This window comes from Dokdonia sp. Hel_I_53, assembly GCF_007827465.1.
Taxonomy (GTDB): domain Bacteria; phylum Bacteroidota; class Bacteroidia; order Flavobacteriales; family Flavobacteriaceae; genus Dokdonia.
This window is the reverse complement of the sequence record NZ_VISL01000001.1, coordinates 2,233,815-2,251,371: the sequence shown is the minus strand read 5'-3', so window position 1 is coordinate 2,251,371 and position 17,557 is coordinate 2,233,815. Positions and strand designations below refer to the sequence as shown.

Below are 17,557 nucleotides of genomic sequence, written 5' to 3'. Positions count from 1 at the left end.
TAACTAATGCTGGAAATAGAACGTAAATTCTTAGTGATTTCAGATGCTTTTAAAGAAGAAGCTCAGGTTACTACTCGCATTACCCAAGGGTATCTTTCCGTTGACCCAGAACGTACCGTTAGAGTGCGAATTAAAGGTGATAAAGGTTATCTCACTATAAAAGGAAAGTCCAGTAGTAGCGGGATGTCTCGTATTGAAGTAGAGGAAGAAATTATAATTCCAAAAGCAGAGCAACTTTTAAAACTTTCCTTACCCGGAGTAATAGATAAAACACGCTATGAGATACCGGCAGGGAAACATTTATGGGAAGTAGATATCTTCTATGGTGAAAATAACGGACTTATACTTGCAGAAATTGAACTTACTGCAGAAGATGAACATTTTGAAAAACCTTCTTGGCTAGGAAAAGAAGTTACAGGTGACATAAGATATTACAATGCTCAACTTTCTAAACATCCTTATACTAGATGGTGATACTTAATATTAATCCTCATCCGTTTTGAGATGAAATCTATAAATAGCTCCTATTCGCAAAAAGATTGAACCCGTTGTGACTGGATTAAGTTGTGTACGATTATCTCCAAAATCAAAAGCTAATAATCGCCAAGACACTTTATCACTAACGGCATAACTCGCATAATCAATGCTGGCATAACCCGTTTGAAAGTTTAACAACAATTTTTTATCTAAAAAAGATTGCTGTATGTAAGGTCCAAATTCTATATTCTGACCTTGAACGTATCGATTTTCAATTCCCTCGATAGGTTTAAGTCCATAGGAGCGTACTTGAGATTGTAAGGCAAAACCAAGCGCAAGACCTGGATTAAAGCTATAATTCACATCTGCTGTGAGTGGCAGGTTTGCCGTAACCTCCCAATTGTTCGATGGGCTATTATAGTACATACCTAGTATGGGAGTTACCAGCGTACCAAAAGCTTCATCTGAGGCATAAATGCCAAAACGATATTGCGTGCTAGAGGTCTTTTGATATTTTAAAAGAGCAATTGCACCCAAAAAGAAATTATCTCCCTCAAAATTAAGTTCCTCACCAGCCATTTTTGGTATGAGTACATACGTACCAGACCACTTGTCACTATGTTTCCAAGATAAACCTGCTCTTAAAGCTATGGAGGATATGTTGGTTTCAAAAGCATTAGGACTTAGTGAAAGATTTTGACTTATAAATTCTGCTCCAGTAATAATGGCTACATCTTCGGTTACGGGAATGGGAAGTGTGATTGTTCCATTAATTAAAGATATATCTGTATGCTCATCACTATTTTCATAGCCAGCATTTATGATAGACCCATAATTAAACTTTACTAGATCAACATATGATTGTGCGGTAATCGCTTTCGCGAAAGCGAAAAGGAAAATTGCCAACGGAAGACTTTTAGTATATCTATTCATAATAGACTTTAAGATACTAAAAGAACTAACGCAATTTGAAGAACCTGAAATACTAGCTAATTTATATTGAAAGGTTACACTTCTTTTATTCTATAGCATACAAAACTGGCTTACTAGGTGTTGCGTCATTTTCGAAAGATGCAATCTGTAAATTGAGAAGATAGGTACCGTCTGGAACATCATGTGGCACGTAAATCATCTCTGTTATGGTCGCGTCTAAGCGTATATTTTTGGGAATATTCCAAAAAGCGTGATGAGATTTGAGTTCGCCACCATCTTTTTCTTTGTCTACACTAGGCAAATCAATAAGCAGGTGCTTGATACCATTACGACAAAATCTCGCCATTGCTTTATCCTCTACGTAAGGCCAATTGGTGTGTGACCAATCCATCGTTTTTTTCTCTCTCGCATTAGGGAGTGTTCTTACTACTAATGCTTCGGGGGATTTATCTCTAAGCAACCTTGCAAACTGTCTATCTTTTAGGATAAAATCATCATCTTCATTATCTAGAGGTTCTGGTATGACTGTGATTACTTCTGCAATGAAGAAAAATTGTGTAAGCTGTTTATTGATGCTATATACTTTTTCTGTAATGTGACCGGCAGATTCTGTATGCGTACCGTGAGAATGCGGGTTAAAAGTAATGGTTGTGAAGTTTACATCTCCTCCTTCACTTACTTTTCCTACCCATTCCCCGTCAGTTACGGGTTCAAATTTTGGCCCTTCGAGATACCACGCAGTTGGATTTTTATCTTGCCTAAGCGGTATAGAAATATCGATAGGTTTGGATAAATCTACAGCGTAGATTTTATTGTTATGGGTAATTTTTGCGTGCACAGTAGCTAGATATGAGGTTTGTTTAAATATACGGAATCTGTAATTTTTAGACAATATATGTCAATCACTAGAGGTAATTACCCCAAATTAAGCAAGAATAAGTCGCTAGCGATACCGTCACTTAGGAATTTTCCTTTTCTTGAAACGTAGACACGATCTTCTTCTCTAAAAAGTAAATGCTCGTCCAGATGCTTTTTAGAATGTTCTAGAAAGTAATTTTTAAACTTCGCACCAAACAAGGAATTGATCTCATTTAAAGACACACCATATTTAGTACGCAATCGTGTCATCACATACTCATTATAACTATCTGTAAGTGTAAGTTTCTCTACTTCTTGAGGGAGCTCTCCCGCTGTGATTGCCTTAATAAATTTTGGGTTGTTATTGATATTCCACGCGCGTCTCTTCCCATCGTAACTATGCGCAGAGGGTCCTATCCCTATATATTTTTTACCCTGCCAGTAAGCCGTATTATTCTTTGAATGGTAGCCAGGTAATGCAAAATTTGAAAACTCGTAATTTTCATATCCTTCCGCCTCCATTTTCTTAATTAATAAGGCATGATGTTCTTGAGCTACTTCATCTTGTACCGGAGGGACAATACCCTTTTTTATGAAGTTTTCAAGAGCAGTTTTAGGCTCAACCGTTAAAGCATAGGCAGAAATGTGAGGAACACCTAAAGAAAGAGCGGTGTCAATGTTCTGTTCCCAACGCTCCATACTCATCTCTGGGATACCGTAAATGAGGTCGAGTGAACTATTGGGAAAACGCTTTCGCGAAAGCGTGATACAGTCAATCGCCTCTTGTGCATTATGAGCACGGTTCATTAATTTTAAATCTTGCTCAAAAAAAGATTGTACTCCAATGCTCAGTCTATTGATTCTCGAGGCAGCTAACTGGTTGATTTTTATCTCTGTGAGATCATCTGGATTTGCTTCTAAAGTGATTTCTGGATCCTCTTGAATGTTATAATTTTTATAACACGCGTCAATAATTTGGTTAATTTCTTCTGTATCGAGCACAGAAGGAGTCCCCCCGCCAAAATAGATATTTGAAACTTCTTCACCCTCAAACTCGTCTTTGCGAAGCTCTAATTCCCGAATTATCGCTGCTATCATCTCCTCCTTTTTCCCCATGGTAGTAGAAAAGTGGAAGTCACAATAGTGACACGCCTGCTTGCAAAACGGTATATGGATGTAAAGACTAGACATAAGTGTTATGTGATTCCTTCAATTAGTTGCACGTACTCATTAAAATATTGCGAACTACTTTTTTATTCGTTTCTCATTTTGCTTTACAAAACTTTCCCATCCAGAGTAACTCTTCCCTATTTCTACACGTCCAGAATTGTAAAAATGACACACAGCAGCAGCGAGTCCATCTGTTGCGTCTAAGTTTTTAGGGAGGGTTTTGAGTTTAAGAACAGATTGCAGCATTTTTGCTACTTGTTCTTTACTGGCATTACCATTGCCGGTAATTGCCATTTTTATTTTTTTAGGTAAATACTCTGTAATAGGTATTTGCCTTGAAAGCCCAGCAGCCATGGCTACACCTTGTGCCCTACCTAATTTAAGCATACTCTGTACGTTTTTTCCAAAAAATGGCGCTTCAATAGCAATTTCATCAGGATGGTAGGTATCTATGAGGTGAATAGTTCGTTCAAAAATCAGTTTTAGCTTGACATATGGGTCGTTATATTTCTGTAAAAGCAACTCATTAAACTGAATGAATTCCATCTTTTTATTTACCACCTTTATAAGTCCAAACCCCATAATTGTAGTTCCTGGATCGATACCTAATATGATTTTTTCTTCTACCAATGGTTTTATTGTTACTTTGTGACTTCTTAAAGAAATTTAATGCCAAGATTATCAAGCAAAACTAAACAATTACTATGGGCAATCGTTAAGATTCTCATTCTCGTAGCTGCTGCCTATTTCATCTATTTAAAAATAGATGCTCAATCTTTGCAAGAACTCCGCAATCAACTAGATCTTCATTCAACTTTAAATGTTATTTTTCTCGTTACTACCTTACTTCTCTTTTCGACAGCAAATTGGTTTTTTGAGGTTTTAAAATGGAAGGAATTAGTTAGTTATTTAGAAGATATACGCTTTCGCGAAAGCGTAAACCAAACATTTACCGCTCATCTTATTGGTTTTATTACTCCTGCAAAAGCTGGTGATTACGGTTCTAAAGCATTTTTTTATAATCCAAAAGAGCGAAAAAAGATATTATTTCTAAATTTTATTGGCAATATGTATCAATTACTGGCTACGTTAATTTTTGGTTTTATCGGTTTAGGTGTCATTGCTTTTTTCACAAGTGGTACAGCTATTTTCTTTTGGGGACTAAGTATTTTTATGACCTTAATTCTGTATCAAATTACACCTAAACTTTTAAGGAGTATAAACTGGACCTTAAAAGGTAATGTTTGGTATAAAATTAAGGGATTTTGGAAGAAAATTCCAGCACCATTGAAAACGAAGGTTCGCTTGTTATCCATCTTAAGGTATGTCATTTTTGCACACCAATTTTATCTAATTCTATATCTTTTGGGATCTGATCTTAACTATCCATTTTCAATGGCGTGTATTTTTACCATGTATGTATTAAGTTCTCTTTTTCCAATCATGCAATTATTTGATGTGGTTGTTCGTGTGAGTGTAGCTGTTATTGTTTTTGCCTGGTTTGATGTGGCTGAAGAAATTGTACTTATGACCGTATTACTAATGTGGTTTTTTAATGTATTGCTTCCGCTAATTTTAGGTGCTTATTACTTGTTGATACGTCAAAGACCTTTCAAAATTGCAACTCAATGATATGGCTTATTATCATACCTTTTGCTTTGTATGTAATCACCATTGGGGCTTTATATATAGGCAGTATCTTAGAGAAAGAGTTTGTTCCTAAATTATCCACTCCCATCACTCGATTTTCTGTTATTATTCCATTTAGAAATGAAGCTGATAACCTTTTAAATCTACTCTCTTCCTTAAATAGCTTAACGTATCCCACGGCATTATTTGAAATTATACTCGTAAATGATGCCTCAACCGATAATTCTGAACGTATTGTTTTAGATTTCATTAAAAAGCATGCTACAAATCATATACGTTTAATCGATAATCAAATAAAATCCTCGTCACCAAAAAAAGATGCGTTACAAACGGCAATACATCTTGCCTCTGGTGACTGGATTGTAACTACAGATGCAGATTGTATTGTACAACCTTCTTGGCTTGATGTTCTTGATCATTTTATAAGGGCTAAAAACTGCCAATTGGTTGTTATGCCTGTTGCGATTGCCATATCAGAGAAACGATCATTCTTTAAAGCTTACGAGCAGCTAGATTTTTTAAGTTTGATGGGAGCTACTGTAGGTGGATTTGGACTAAAGCTACCTTTTCTATGCAACGGTGCAAATCTTGCTTTTGATAAAGAACATTTCTTGAAATTAAATGGATACGATGCTCATAACCACATCGCTAGTGGAGATGATCATTTTTTACTGGAACAAATGGCGAGTCGAAAGGATGCAAACATTCAATACCTAAAATCTTCTTTAGTAATTACAACTACACAGCCACAAAAAAGTTGGACTGGTTTTATAAATCAAAGAATACGATGGGCAAAAAAAGCTACTCATTATAGTTTTTGGTTTTCAAAATATATTGGGCTCTTAGTTTTGGTAGTTAATGCACTTTGGGTTTTTCTATTTAGTTACTTAATATTTACCTTATTTGATAATTTTCTATTGAAGACTGGTGTATACCATTATGCATTATTAATCATTTTACCACTGCTAATTGTTAAGCTTATAATAGACGCCCAGTTAATCCTAAAAGAGGCTGCATTTTATAAAAGATGGCGATATATAGCCTATCTTCCATTAGTATCCATATTCTATCCATTTATAAGCACTTACATCGCTTTAAATGCCTTAATGGTTGGTTTTGAATGGAAAGGACGTAACTACCGTAGATAATTTGCTATATTTAAACTGCCCAAATTTCTTTTATGAAAAATTTTTTCCTAACAATAATAGTGTTGTCTTGTACTGTTCTTGCAAACGCACAAACGGAAACATATAAGGTAGATGGTGTTTCTTATGATTTAGGGAAAGAAGTAGAAGGAACTCTCACACTCCTATGGAATACTATTGATCGCGATTACCGCTACTTCGCACTGAAAGATGGGATTGTAATGGAACTAGTCAATACTAGAATTGATGATAAGTACCAAGAGGAATATAAAAAAACCCTTGCTGAATTAACTACAGATGCTTCGATTGATACAGCTAAAATCAACCTAACTTTAGGTAGTTTGCGTACTTTCTTCAACACATACAATCTTCTTAAGGATGCCTCTTATGTTGCAAATAGTTTTATGACAGATCCTGAATATCGACTAGGTATTTTTGGTGGAATCACGAATAACATTTTTACAACAAATCCTAAAAACTCAAAGAATCCTCAAGGTGGAGTGGCTTTTGAGATTTTAGATCCGCTTTCTTTGCCTAGGCATGCTATCGTTTTTCAAGTTGAGCAAACCTTTGCTACTAATGACTTTGATTATAAAAGGTCACAGTTCTCACTAAACTATCGTTTTAAATTTTTAAAACTAAAAGCAATTGATGTCTTTATAAATACGAAGCTAGTAACCTTCACCTCTTTTGACAGAGGAGCTTATTTTGATTCTAATGACCCTGTGAGTGAAACTATAATTTTTGAAAATTCTGGATCAAGCTTTCAAGCACCAACAATCTTTGGACTAGGAGCAGATATAAGAATAGGAAAAGGTTTTCTTAACGTACACTACCGTGATGCATTCGCTATTTTTATTGAGGATAATGAACAATTTCCAATAGATCTTAGTATAGGGTATACATTTATTTTATAAACCCATTATCAAATAATAATGATGAGTACTTATTCTTCTACTTTAAAGATTACTGGGATTTTAAATCTAGTTTTGACTGGCACCCCTTCTTTTCTGGCTGGAAACGCTTTTGGGAGCTCTCTGGCAGCTTCATGAATCCACTGTTCTAGCTCTGGAATTTCAAAACGTACAGCCTCTGTAACACGTAACGTATCAATACAGTAATTGCCTTTTTTATTAATCACAAAATCTACCACCACGGTTTCCTCTAAGTCTTGAGAAACTACAACCTGATGTTTATTAAGTGCTTCGTAAAAAATGCTTGTAACGGTCTTTTCAAAGCAAAGACGCATTTCTTCATTTTCTGGAGTGTTATTACATATTTCAAAAGTAGGATATACGTCTACTTCATTAAGGTTAATGGCTTTCCAGTCTTCTGCAAGGTATTGAGAAGACTCGATTTTTTTAGTCTGTAATTGATCACAGCTTAGTAAAAACAGTACCGCTGTACAGATAAAAACTACACGATATAGACTCCTCTTCATACGTAGTGGAAAAATACGGCTTTTATCGTGCTTTTAAAACCTATTTTTTCATTCTCTTACGATCCTTTAAAAAGAACAGCTATTGGTTACTTTCCACAAAAATTTGCCGCTTTAGCTCCTGTATACGCAACTCTGCAAGTCTAGCTTTGTAAGGTGTAATCTTACTTTTATCTAGGCTATTCACATACGTTTCATACATTTTGAGTACCTCACTTTTATCTTCATAATAATTATCTGCTGCTACTGCTAGACCATAGCGCGCGTCATCATTATTAGAATTCTCCTTCAGGGCATTGCTGTAATAATTTAAAGCTTGTTTGTAATCCCTTTTTAATTCGTAAGATCTACCTAATGTAAAGAACACATCATCGAGCGGCAAATCCTTTAAATAAAGTGCTTGCTTTCCAGAGGTTATTGATTTTTCTAGTTCATTTTCAAAAGCATAAAGTCTAGAAAGTGTAAGATGTAAGCCCCAATCATCATCTGCAGATTCTAACAGTATCTCGTACTGGGCTATCGCTTTTTTATATTGTCTTTTTTGGTAATAAGATCTACCCAATTTGTCATGAATAAAACTAGTAGATTGCCCTAATGAGATCAATTTTTCAAAACGCACAATCGCTTCTGTCCACCAGCCTTTGTAATAATAATTCTGCGCCTGAAGGCTTATCATTTTAATATTTTCTGGGTCGCTTTCTAACGCCTTGCTTGTGATTTTTTCAACATTTGTATAGTCCCTTTTTGCAAGATATATTTTAGATAAGTCATACATCGCCTTCTGATGGGTGGAATCTAGTTGTACCGCTTTCGCGAAAGCGGTCTCAGGTAATTCAATAGTACTAACGGATGCAATTGAGGTTGAGTCCGTTTTATTTTTTCTCTCAATTAGCTGTAAAGATCTTCCTAATTGGTAATAATATTCTGGATTATCTGGATACTGGTTTGTGAGCGAGGAAAATACGGTATCTGCGGTGTAAAATTTTAATTGCGAGAGCAATAGCTTTCCATATTCTAATTGTGCGATAGGCTGCCGATTCTCTTTTTGAATTGACTTTTTATAGTATTCTAGTGCTGAACCTTTTACCCCCTTTGCATTATAAGCTCTGGCGATTTGTAAAAATGTTTTAGAATTTGGGTTTACTACAGATACATAACTAGCAATTGCTTTTGAATAGTTCCCTGACGCATATAAACTATCACCAATAGTTAAAGCCGAAGACTGTGCTCCGGCTTTTATACTACCTAAGATTAATAAGATTCCAATTAAGTTTTTCATTCTGTTATTCACTGATTGCGAAAGTAATTGGGAGGCTATATAAAACACTTACAGGCTCTCCATTTTGCTTACCAGGTTCCATTTTAGGAATCATTGATATCACACGTTCTGCTTCGAGATCCAATGAGGGATGAGGCGAGCGTGTACGTAGCCCTGAAATATATCCATTTTTGTCAATTTTGAAAGTGGCAAAAATTCTAGTAACACCTGATAATCCTAACTTTTTTCCTATTGAGGTGTCAAAGTTACTTCCTATACTTTCTGAGATTTTACTAGACATACATTGCTTGCGCTCTGCGTTAGAGGAAAGTCCTTCACATCCAGGAAAAACGGGAACTTCATCAATAACTGCAAATGGGATATTTTCACCATTCTCTTCAAGTCTTCTTTGCTCTACTACTTCTTCTATATCCTTTCCATTATTGTCCGGGCTATATGAATAAACCAGAGTCATGTTAGATTTTCCCACTAATGATTTATTGAGCTCATTGAGCAGTTGTGTTTCACTCTCTGAGATCTCGCCTTTTTCCTCAATAGCAAATTTTAATGAAGCAATTTGTTGTTCTAGTGACTGCTCTGTTTCTAATTCATTTTCTTTAGAGCAAGATGTGTATACCAACATCGCTAGAACTAATGGTACTATAAGTGTGTACTTAATTAAAGTAATTCTTTTTGATTTTGATTTTTGTAACATAGTGATTCGTTTTTTGATTAATGAATGATTGAAAAATGTATTTGTAAATGATAATTGCTCTGTGCCAAATGCTGCATTAAGTAGTTGCTCAAAATATTCTTTCTTTGATTGCGCGTTTACCGCCTTTTGATCGGCTAAGTATTCATGAATAATGCTTGTTTGCTTTTGGAAAACATAAATAAAAGGATTAAACCACATCACAATGCGTAACAATTCAAAAAATAGGAGATCCCAAGTATGCTTTTGCTTCACGTGTATGCGTTCGTGAATAAGTATTTGCTTTCGCGAAAGCTTGTCTATATCCTTTCCTATAAATATGTAATTGAAGAGCGTGAATGCTTCTTTAGACTCTGGAATTTCTATGATATTTTTTCCGAGTTGTTTATACTTAAAATAAGGTAACAGCTTAATAATTTTTGAAAACAAAACAAAAATACTTGTAACAACACCAATGACATATACTATGAGCCACGGAAAACTATAGTATCCTTGATTCGTTACTATTTCCCCTTTTGCTAGTTGAGTATTACCTATAATCACTTCTGGAAGTACTGTCTGAAAAGCTTCGACAGGAACAGCTGTCTCCAGAAAACTAATCTTAATCATTGGGATGATAAATGATGCGAAGACCGTTGCTAATAAATAGAACCTGTTATACTGAAAAAAAGTTTCTTTACGCAACAGAAAATAGTAAACCGCCATGAATAGAGCTTGAAAGCAAATGACTTGTGTGATATACGACAGCATAACTTTTATTTTTTATTAATTTCTTCTAGAATAGACTCCAGTTCATTGACATCAAGATCATTTTTCTTCACAAAAAAACTCACCATACTTTTAAAACTACCGTTAAAGTAATTATCCATCATCTTATGCATAGAGTCATTACTGTAAGCCTCTTTTGTAACAAGTGGATAATACAGATAGCCTCTGCCCTCTTTCTCGTGGCCTACGAATCCTTTACTTTCTAAGATGCGAATGATGGTAGATATCGTATTATAGGCTGGTTTAGGCTCTGATATAGTTGCTATAAGTGTTGCAACATTAGCCTTTTTTGCAACCCATAAAAGTTGCATTACCTCTTCTTCTGCTTTTGTTAATTGCTTCATATGTGATGTATTGACTTTTCAAATATAACTAAAAAGTTAGTTTAAACTAACTTTTTAGTTATAAAATTCTATATTTATCGTATTTAGTAGATGACAATTGTTTTGTTTACAGGGAGAAAGTAATTATACTGGGATTATTGAGATGGAGTTTGCTTTCGCGAAAGCGTACGTAAAACAAAAACCTCTTTCAATTTCACGAAAGAGGTTTAATATGCTGAAAGGAAATTTTATTTAATATTTCACTACTATAAATTCAGATCTACGATTGAGTTGATGCTGTTCCTCAGAGCAGGGCACTCCGTTTGCGCAGTCATTTACTAAATTTGTTTCCCCATATCCTTGTCCAGAAATTCTGCTCTTATCAATACCTTGACTTATAATAAATTCTATTGTTGATTTTGCACGTCTCTCTGATAGCATAAGATTATAGGCGTCATCACCACGGCTATCTGTGTGTGATCGTGCATCTATTATCATATTAGGATACTGTTTCATTACTGAAATCACTTTCTCTAACTCCAATGCAGCATCTTTTCTTATATATGCTTTATCAAAATCAAAATAAATAGGGTTTAGGTCTAATGTTAAAGACAAATCATCACCTACTTCAACTTTTTTCTGTAGTAAACCTATTTCTAAATCTGTGGTTATTGTACCCGGTACATCTGCTACCTTAATAATCTCTTCAGATGCCTTGTATGTTTCTTTTCCGGCCCGTACAACATAAGTCATCTCACAGGTTACATTATTGAAAACGTAGGTTCCCTCTGTAGTTGTAACTGCTGTATCTATCACATCTCCATTTTGGTTAATTAGAGAAACTGTTGCATCTGGTATCATTTCTTTGCTATCCTCATCGATTACTTTACCATTAATGGTAATTACACAAGGATCTTCTTCTTTTATAAACCTATAAATATCATCACTCCCTACTCCTTCCTTTCTATTAGAAGCAAAATAACCTACTCTAGTATCATCATTAAGAACAAAGGTAAAATCATCATACGAGCTGTTAATAGGTTCACCTACATTATCTACTTTTTCTATCCTTTCGTTACTTGTACGTGGAGTCGTTGCAAAAATATCAAGCCCCCCTAACCCAGGATGTCCATCTGATGCAAAGTAGAGAACACCTGAAGTACTCATGAATGGAAAAGTCTCTCTACCTTCTGTATTAATAGGTCTCCCTAGATTAGAAGGTTCTCCAACATCTCCATTACTATCGATAGCTACTACCCATATATCTGAGAGTCCTACGGTGCCCTCCATATCTGAAGCAAAGTATAATTTTGTATCATCTGCATTTAATGTAGGGTGAGCTGTTGAGTATTCATCACTATTAAATGGCATTTCTTCTGCAACAGACCATTTACCATCCACTTTTTGAGATTTATAGATCTTAAGTTTATTGGTCCCCTTTTTAGATTTACGATACGTTCCTTTTGTAAAATTATTTCGTGTGAAGTATACAGTATTACCATCTTTAGTAAATGTGGTAGTACTTTCGTGAAACTTTGTATTTAAATTTTTACTAAATGTGGTAGGTTGATTGTAATCTTCAGAATCTGATTTCTTACTTGTTTCGTATAAATCTAAAAAAGGCTCATTATTCCACTTATGTATTTTCTTGACTACACCTCCTGTATCCCGAGAAGAGGCAAAAATAAGACTGCCTTCATATTCTGTTGGAGCAAAATCAGAATACCTTGAATTTAGACTACGTATATTTTCAATTATATAATTACTTTTTATGTACTCGATATTTTTTAGATAGTTAGGCTCTTCTTCAAAAAGCGTTGCTCTTAGGTCATCTCCACTGAGCTCATTAAACCTACGCATCATATCATCTGCACGATCATAGTTTTTAAGAGATCTTAAGGTCTGTGCAAAACGGAAGTAATACTCTGGCCTTATTTCATTAGGGTAGTTGTTAACCAACTTATCATACCATCCTTCTGCCTGACCGTATTCCCCATTAAAATAATAGCTATCTGCTATTTTTTGAAATAAATCTGCAGATTCATATCCTTTTTCTGCTACCTCCAAATAAATTTTACGGGCGTCTACAAAGGCATACTGGTTAAATTTTTTATCTGCTCTCTCTACTTTATTTTCTTGAGCGTAGCCACTAATAACTACAAAAAGTAATAGAATTAAAGATGTATTTTTCATCATAATACTGTTTATTTAAATGAATACCCTTAAGACTTTAGAAAAATCTAGGTGTAAGCATTCGATCATATTCATTAAATAATTCAAATCTTAAAAAGACTTCAAAACTACCATCGTTATACACTGTGTTTCCTAGATCTGTACTCTCACGATCATAGGTAAGACCTATGAGCATACTATCTGATACTTGAAAACCTACAAGACCACTCCATGCTGCATCCCATCGATATGCAATTCCCATATGCAATTTCTCCATCAAAAGAAAATTTGCTGTAGCATCTACTTGCAACGGAGCTCCAGTCACTGCTTTAACCATTGCACTTGGCTTAAACTTTAATTGATCTGTAAGATCAAATGCGTAACCTATGATTCCATAGTAGTGTAAACGCTCTTGTTCTACAAAACTAGAAGAACTATTATCATTAGTACTTCTGTCAAAATGCTCTGTCTCTACTAAGTTAGGGACACTTATACCTGCATAAAATTTTTCTCCATGATAGTAAACTCCTGCCCCTATCACTGGTGAAAATTTATTATCTACATTTTGGGAAAAACGAGGATCAGATCGGTCTGCAATATTAAGTTTACTTAAATCAACATCTAGTAGATGTCCTCCACCTTTTAATCCAAAGCTTAACCTACCATTATCTGAGGTGTTAATTGTGTAACTAAAATCTACGCCAAAATAGGTTTCCTGTGCAGGACCCAGTGCATCATTTACAATTGATAAACCTAATCCAACATTTTTTTCTCCTACTGGAGAGTGAATACTAAAGCTTTGCGTACGCGGTGCTCCATCAAGCCCCACCCACTGGCTTCTATGAAGTCCAACAATACTTGTCACTCCACGGTTACCTGCGTATGCAGGATTAATCACCACCGTGTTGTACATATATTGTGTGTACTGAGGGTCTTGTTGCGCATACGTATCCATCATCACCATTGTGATTAGAATAGTCACTAGAATCAATTGTAGTTTTTTCATTATATGCTTATCATTTTAATGATATATACGCTGCAAACAATATACTATATGTTTTTAGATCAGCTTAAACCATTGTTTTTTCGCTACGTTCCTCATAACTAAGAGGAGTTTTTATTGAGACTTCGCTTTCGCGAAAGCATTATCCCAATATTTAGTTCACATAAATATAACCTGCTTTGCTACGAGTTCCACTTGGTGTTTCATACTTCAGGATATAATAGTAAGTTCCCGTAGGCACTTGATTATTTGAATTTACAGTTACACGAGCATTTGAGTTACCATTCCACCTTTTTGAACTATCGTCATTGTTATAGCCATCAACCGTGAAGATTTCTATACCCCACCTATTAAAGATCTGAAGATTATTATTAGGAAAGTTTTCTATCCCTTGGATGATTAAGTAATCATTGCGACCATCACCATCTGGAGAAATACCGTTAAACACCTCTACATCTGCTATACTGAGTACCCCTTCAAAAATCACAATTGTTGGGTCATCTGGATCTCCGTCATTATCAAGGTCATTGTCTGTAGGATCCGAAGGGTCATCAGAAATATCTGAAATTTCTTGATCATTCCCATCCATCCCTATAACTGTAGCTTGATTAAATACGAGTCCCTCCTCAATATCTTCTTCTGTAATTGTGTAGACTGCTGTAAAACTTGCTGACTCATTTGGTAGCAGTGTAACTGTTCCTCCTATTACTTCAACCATATCATCTATAATTTGAACATCGTATAAAGTAACGTTACCAGAATTAATGGCTATAAACTCATAATTAATTTGATCCCCAGCATTTACAACTCCGTCTGCATTAACATCTACATAATCTCCAGTTTTAGTAAGATTTAAAATAGGATTTTGTTCAAGTAATGTTACTGTAGGATCTTCAAAATCACCGTCACTGTCACTGTCTACATTTGTGTCATCATTTGGATCATCTGAAAGATCTGTAACCTCATTGTTATTAGGATCTGTACCTGTAACTGTAGCGATATTTACCACACCTCCAGCATCTATATCCTCTTGAGTAAGTGTATAGGTTCCTGTCTCAGTTGCACTTTCTCCTATATTCAATGTTGCAATTGTTGCCCCAGTAAGAGTTATTAATGGATCTGAGATGACAACATCTGTAAGTATAGCATCTCCATTGTTTGTTACTGTCAATGTATACTCGATCGTATCCCCCGCATCAACAACGCCATTAGTATTTACATCAACATATTCGCCCGTTTTAACGAGGTCGAGATTAGGTGATAAATATGCTACTGTAACAAGAGCAGTGTCTGTAAGACCTGTATTTAGCTCTGTAAGTTCATAGACAATTGGCGTTGGATCACCTGTAAATCCATTTTCCGGGTCAAACGTTAACAATCCTGTAATTGCATCATAAGTCCATGTTCCCTCTCCAGCTACTATAAGTTCAGTCTGTATACCTGATGTTGTTGGATCTAAGTCAACAATAACTTCTGAAGGCAATGGTGTATTTCCATCTTCAAGACGATCATTTTCTAAAATATCTATTATAACGCTATTTCCAACCACTGCTGTATTAATAGTGTCATCAACTGCTACTGGGGGATTAGTATACTCATTTACTACTATTTCTATTATTGCTGTATCACAATTTGTAGGCACAGCTACTTCGCAAATAGTATAGGATAATTCATAACTTCCAGGTGTTGTGCCTGGTGGTACTACAACATTACCTTCTGAATCTATTGTAATTCCGGATCCATCATCGTCATTCAACGTAATGGTGATAAGTGTATCATCTACCGCATTACCACCTAGGGTATCATTAGAGGTGACATCTCCTGCAGTTCCTCCTGTAGAACTATCTATCGGTGTACTTGTGTAATCATCAGTATTAGCACAAATTGAACTATCAAAAGTGATTGAAATCTCATTTGAAGATATACAACCATTGTTATTTTCTAGTGTGAACGAATAGTTTCCTGCTATGAGGTCATCAATTGTAAACGTTGGCGTATTTCCTGAATAGCTTGTAGTTACAGTCCCTATTTGATTTAATACCCAAACACCACTCGGTAAGTTTTCAAAAGTAACAGATCCCGTTAGATCTGTACATGATGGTTGTATAATCGTAGTTACTGATATTGTTGGAGCGGCAAGCTGCGTATCACCATCGTAGGTGAAGCTTGAAGAAACACTCTCACATGTAGCTGCGTTTTCAGCTGTAATCGTATAAGATGTACCTGTAGTACCTCCTGTAATTACTCCGCCAGCACCTACAACTAATCCTGTTGGAGTTGAACTATACGTTAAGTTAGTATCGTAGTTACTTACTACATTACTCGCATCCTGAGTACAATCCTCTGAAGTGACTACTACAGTTGGAACCGCTGGAGCGGCAAGCTGCGTATCACCATCGTAGGTGAAACTTGAAGAAACACTCTCACATGTAGCTGCGTTTTCAGCTGTAATCGTATAAGATGTACCTGTAGTACCTCCTGTAATTACTCCGCCAGCACCTACAACTAATCCTGTTGGAGTTGAACTATACGTTAAGTTAGCATCGTAGTTACTTACTACATTACTCGCATCCTGAGTACAATCCTCTGAAGTGACTACTACAGTTGGAACCGCTGGAGCGGCAAGCTGCGTATCACCATCGTAGGTGAAACTTGAAGAAACACTCTCACATGTAGCTGCGTTTTCAGCTGTAATCGTATAAGATGTACCTGTAGTACCTCCTGTAATTACTCCGCCAGCACCTACAACTAATCCTGTTGGAGTTGAACTATAAGTTAAGTTAGTATCGTAGTTACTTACTACATTACTCGCATCCTGAGTACAATCCTCTGAAGTGACTACTACAGTTGGAACCGCTGGAGCGGCAAGCTGCGTATCACCATCGTAGGTGAAACTTGAAGAAACACTCTCACATGTAGCTGCGTTTTCAGCTGTAATCGTATAAGATGTACCTGTAGTACCTCCTGTAATTACTCCGCCAGCACCTACAACTAATCCTGCTGGAGTTGAACTATACGTTAAGTTAGCATCGTAGTTACTTACTACATTACTCGCATCCTGAGTACAATCCTCTGAAGTGACTACTACAGTTGGAACCGCTGGAGCGGCAAGCTGCGTATCACCATCGTAGGTGAAACTTGAAGAAACACTCTCACATGTAGCTGCGTTTTCAGCTGTAATCGTATAAGATGTACCTGTAGTACCTCCTGTAATTACTCCGCCAGCACCTACAACTAATCCTGTTGGAGTTGAACTATACGTTAAGTTAGTATCGTAGTTACTTACTACATTACTCGCATCCTGAGTACAATCCTCTGAAGTGACTACTACAGTTGGAACCACTGGAGCGGCAAGCTGCGTATCACCATCGTAGGTGAAACTTGAAGAAACACTCTCACATGTAGCTGCGTTTTCAGCTGTAATCGTATAAGATGTACCTGTAGTACCTCCTGTAATTACTCCGCCAGCACCTACAACTAATCCTGTTGGAGTTGAACTATACGTTAAGTTAGCATCGTAGTTACTTACTACATTACTCGCATCCTGAGTACAATCCTCTGAAGTGACTACTACAGTTGGAACCGCTGGAGCGGCAAGCTGCGTATCACCATCGTAGGTGAAACTTGAAGAAACACTCTCACATGTAGCT

General features: G+C 36.0%; 15 protein-coding genes. 4 read left to right on the top strand and 11 right to left on the bottom strand.

What is annotated here, in order from left to right:
• Positions 1–6 precede the first annotated feature (6 nt).
• On the top strand, positions 7–474 hold the full coding sequence (locus tag OD90_RS10110) for a CYTH domain-containing protein (protein WP_144669054.1): 468 nt from the start codon (positions 7–9) through the stop codon (positions 472–474).
• A gap of 9 nt (positions 475–483) precedes the next feature.
• Here the strand turns inward: OD90_RS10110 and OD90_RS10105 are convergent, their stop codons facing one another.
• The 4 genes from OD90_RS10105 to ruvC all read right to left on the bottom strand — a co-directional run bounded on the left by OD90_RS10105 (position 484) and on the right by ruvC (position 4,068).
• On the bottom strand, positions 484–1,410 hold the full coding sequence (locus OD90_RS10105; protein WP_144669053.1) for a DUF6268 family outer membrane beta-barrel protein: 927 nt from the start codon (positions 1,408–1,410) through the stop codon (positions 484–486).
• Positions 1,411–1,495: 85 nt separating this feature from the next.
• Entirely contained in the window at positions 1,496–2,248 is a 753-nt protein-coding gene (locus OD90_RS10100) for a cyclase family protein (RefSeq protein WP_144669052.1), read from the bottom strand.
• Between the two features lie 77 nt (positions 2,249–2,325).
• Positions 2,326–3,459, bottom strand: a complete 1,134-nt coding sequence (hemW, locus tag OD90_RS10095; protein WP_144669051.1) for a radical SAM family heme chaperone HemW — start codon at positions 3,457–3,459, stop codon at positions 2,326–2,328.
• Positions 3,460–3,513: 54 nt separating this feature from the next.
• Positions 3,514–4,068 carry a crossover junction endodeoxyribonuclease RuvC gene (gene ruvC, locus OD90_RS10090; protein ID WP_144669050.1) on the bottom strand — a complete coding sequence of 185 codons (555 nt, stop codon included), beginning with the start codon at positions 4,066–4,068 and terminating at the stop codon, positions 3,514–3,516.
• A gap of 39 nt (positions 4,069–4,107) precedes the next feature.
• Here ruvC and OD90_RS10085 point away from each other — a divergent pair, with 39 nt between their 5' ends.
• The 3 genes from OD90_RS10085 to OD90_RS10075 are packed head-to-tail and all read left to right on the top strand — an operon-like array spanning position 4,108 to position 7,150.
• Positions 4,108–5,070, top strand: a complete 963-nt coding sequence (locus tag OD90_RS10085) for a hypothetical protein (RefSeq protein ID WP_144669049.1) — start codon at positions 4,108–4,110, stop codon at positions 5,068–5,070.
• Complete coding sequence (locus OD90_RS10080; protein ID WP_144669048.1) at positions 5,067–6,236, top strand: glycosyltransferase; 1,170 nt, start codon at positions 5,067–5,069, stop codon at positions 6,234–6,236. The genes OD90_RS10085 and OD90_RS10080 overlap by 4 nt, the downstream gene beginning before the upstream one ends.
• Before the next feature lie 32 nt (positions 6,237–6,268).
• Entirely contained in the window at positions 6,269–7,150 is an 882-nt protein-coding gene (locus OD90_RS10075) for a hypothetical protein (RefSeq protein ID WP_144669047.1), read from the top strand.
• Between the two features lie 29 nt (positions 7,151–7,179).
• On the opposite strand, the gene OD90_RS10070 is transcribed toward OD90_RS10075, so the two are convergent.
• The 7 genes from OD90_RS10070 to OD90_RS10040 all read right to left on the bottom strand — a co-directional run bounded on the left by OD90_RS10070 (position 7,180) and on the right by OD90_RS10040 (position 17,250).
• Complete coding sequence (locus tag OD90_RS10070; protein WP_144669046.1) at positions 7,180–7,674, bottom strand: energy transducer TonB; 495 nt, start codon at positions 7,672–7,674, stop codon at positions 7,180–7,182.
• Positions 7,675–7,753: 79 nt separating this feature from the next.
• A complete protein-coding gene (locus OD90_RS10065) occupies positions 7,754–8,950 on the bottom strand; it encodes a tetratricopeptide repeat protein (RefSeq protein ID WP_144669045.1) in 1,197 nt (398 codons plus the stop codon).
• A 4-nt stretch (positions 8,951–8,954) separates the two neighbouring features.
• Positions 8,955–10,250, bottom strand: a complete 1,296-nt coding sequence (locus OD90_RS10060) for a M56 family metallopeptidase (protein WP_186434748.1) — start codon at positions 10,248–10,250, stop codon at positions 8,955–8,957.
• Positions 10,251–10,396: 146 nt separating this feature from the next.
• Positions 10,397–10,753 carry a BlaI/MecI/CopY family transcriptional regulator gene (locus tag OD90_RS10055; RefSeq protein ID WP_144669043.1) on the bottom strand — a complete coding sequence of 119 codons (357 nt, stop codon included), beginning with the start codon at positions 10,751–10,753 and terminating at the stop codon, positions 10,397–10,399.
• A gap of 231 nt (positions 10,754–10,984) precedes the next feature.
• A complete protein-coding gene (locus OD90_RS10050) occupies positions 10,985–12,928 on the bottom strand; it encodes an OmpA family protein (RefSeq protein WP_315897474.1) in 1,944 nt (647 codons plus the stop codon).
• Between the two features lie 34 nt (positions 12,929–12,962).
• Positions 12,963–13,910: a type IX secretion system membrane protein PorP/SprF gene (locus tag OD90_RS10045; protein WP_144669042.1), complete on the bottom strand. Its 948-nt coding sequence runs from the start codon at positions 13,908–13,910 to the stop codon at positions 12,963–12,965.
• 151 nt (positions 13,911–14,061) lie between these two features.
• The gene (locus OD90_RS10040; protein WP_144669041.1) at positions 14,062–17,250 is read right to left on the bottom strand and encodes a gliding motility-associated C-terminal domain-containing protein; all 3,189 of its coding nucleotides are present in this window, start codon (positions 17,248–17,250) and stop codon (positions 14,062–14,064) included.
• Positions 17,251–17,557 lie beyond the last annotated feature (307 nt).

Bases quoted from the DNA above. Each gene is read 5' to 3' on its own strand.
- OD90_RS10110 (WP_144669054.1), top strand. From the start codon at position 7: ATGCTGGAAATAGAACGTAAATTCTTAGTGATTTCAGATGCTTTTAAA.
- OD90_RS10105 (WP_144669053.1), bottom strand. From the start codon at position 1,410: ATGAATAGATATACTAAAAGTCTTCCGTTGGCAATTTTCCTTTTCGCT.
- hemW (WP_144669051.1), bottom strand. From the start codon at position 3,459: ATGTCTAGTCTTTACATCCATATACCGTTTTGCAAGCAGGCGTGTCAC.
- OD90_RS10085 (WP_144669049.1), top strand. From the start codon at position 4,108: ATGCCAAGATTATCAAGCAAAACTAAACAATTACTATGGGCAATCGTT.
- OD90_RS10080 (WP_144669048.1), top strand. From the start codon at position 5,067: ATGATATGGCTTATTATCATACCTTTTGCTTTGTATGTAATCACCATT.
- OD90_RS10075 (WP_144669047.1), top strand. From the start codon at position 6,269: ATGAAAAATTTTTTCCTAACAATAATAGTGTTGTCTTGTACTGTTCTT.
- OD90_RS10070 (WP_144669046.1), bottom strand. From the start codon at position 7,674: ATGAAGAGGAGTCTATATCGTGTAGTTTTTATCTGTACAGCGGTACTG.
- OD90_RS10065 (WP_144669045.1), bottom strand. From the start codon at position 8,950: ATGAAAAACTTAATTGGAATCTTATTAATCTTAGGTAGTATAAAAGCC.
- OD90_RS10060 (WP_186434748.1), bottom strand. From the start codon at position 10,250: ATGATTAAGATTAGTTTTCTGGAGACAGCTGTTCCTGTCGAAGCTTTT.
- OD90_RS10055 (WP_144669043.1), bottom strand. From the start codon at position 10,753: ATGAAGCAATTAACAAAAGCAGAAGAAGAGGTAATGCAACTTTTATGG.
- OD90_RS10050 (WP_315897474.1), bottom strand. From the start codon at position 12,928: ATGATGAAAAATACATCTTTAATTCTATTACTTTTTGTAGTTATTAGT.
- OD90_RS10045 (WP_144669042.1), bottom strand. From the start codon at position 13,910: ATGAAAAAACTACAATTGATTCTAGTGACTATTCTAATCACAATGGTG.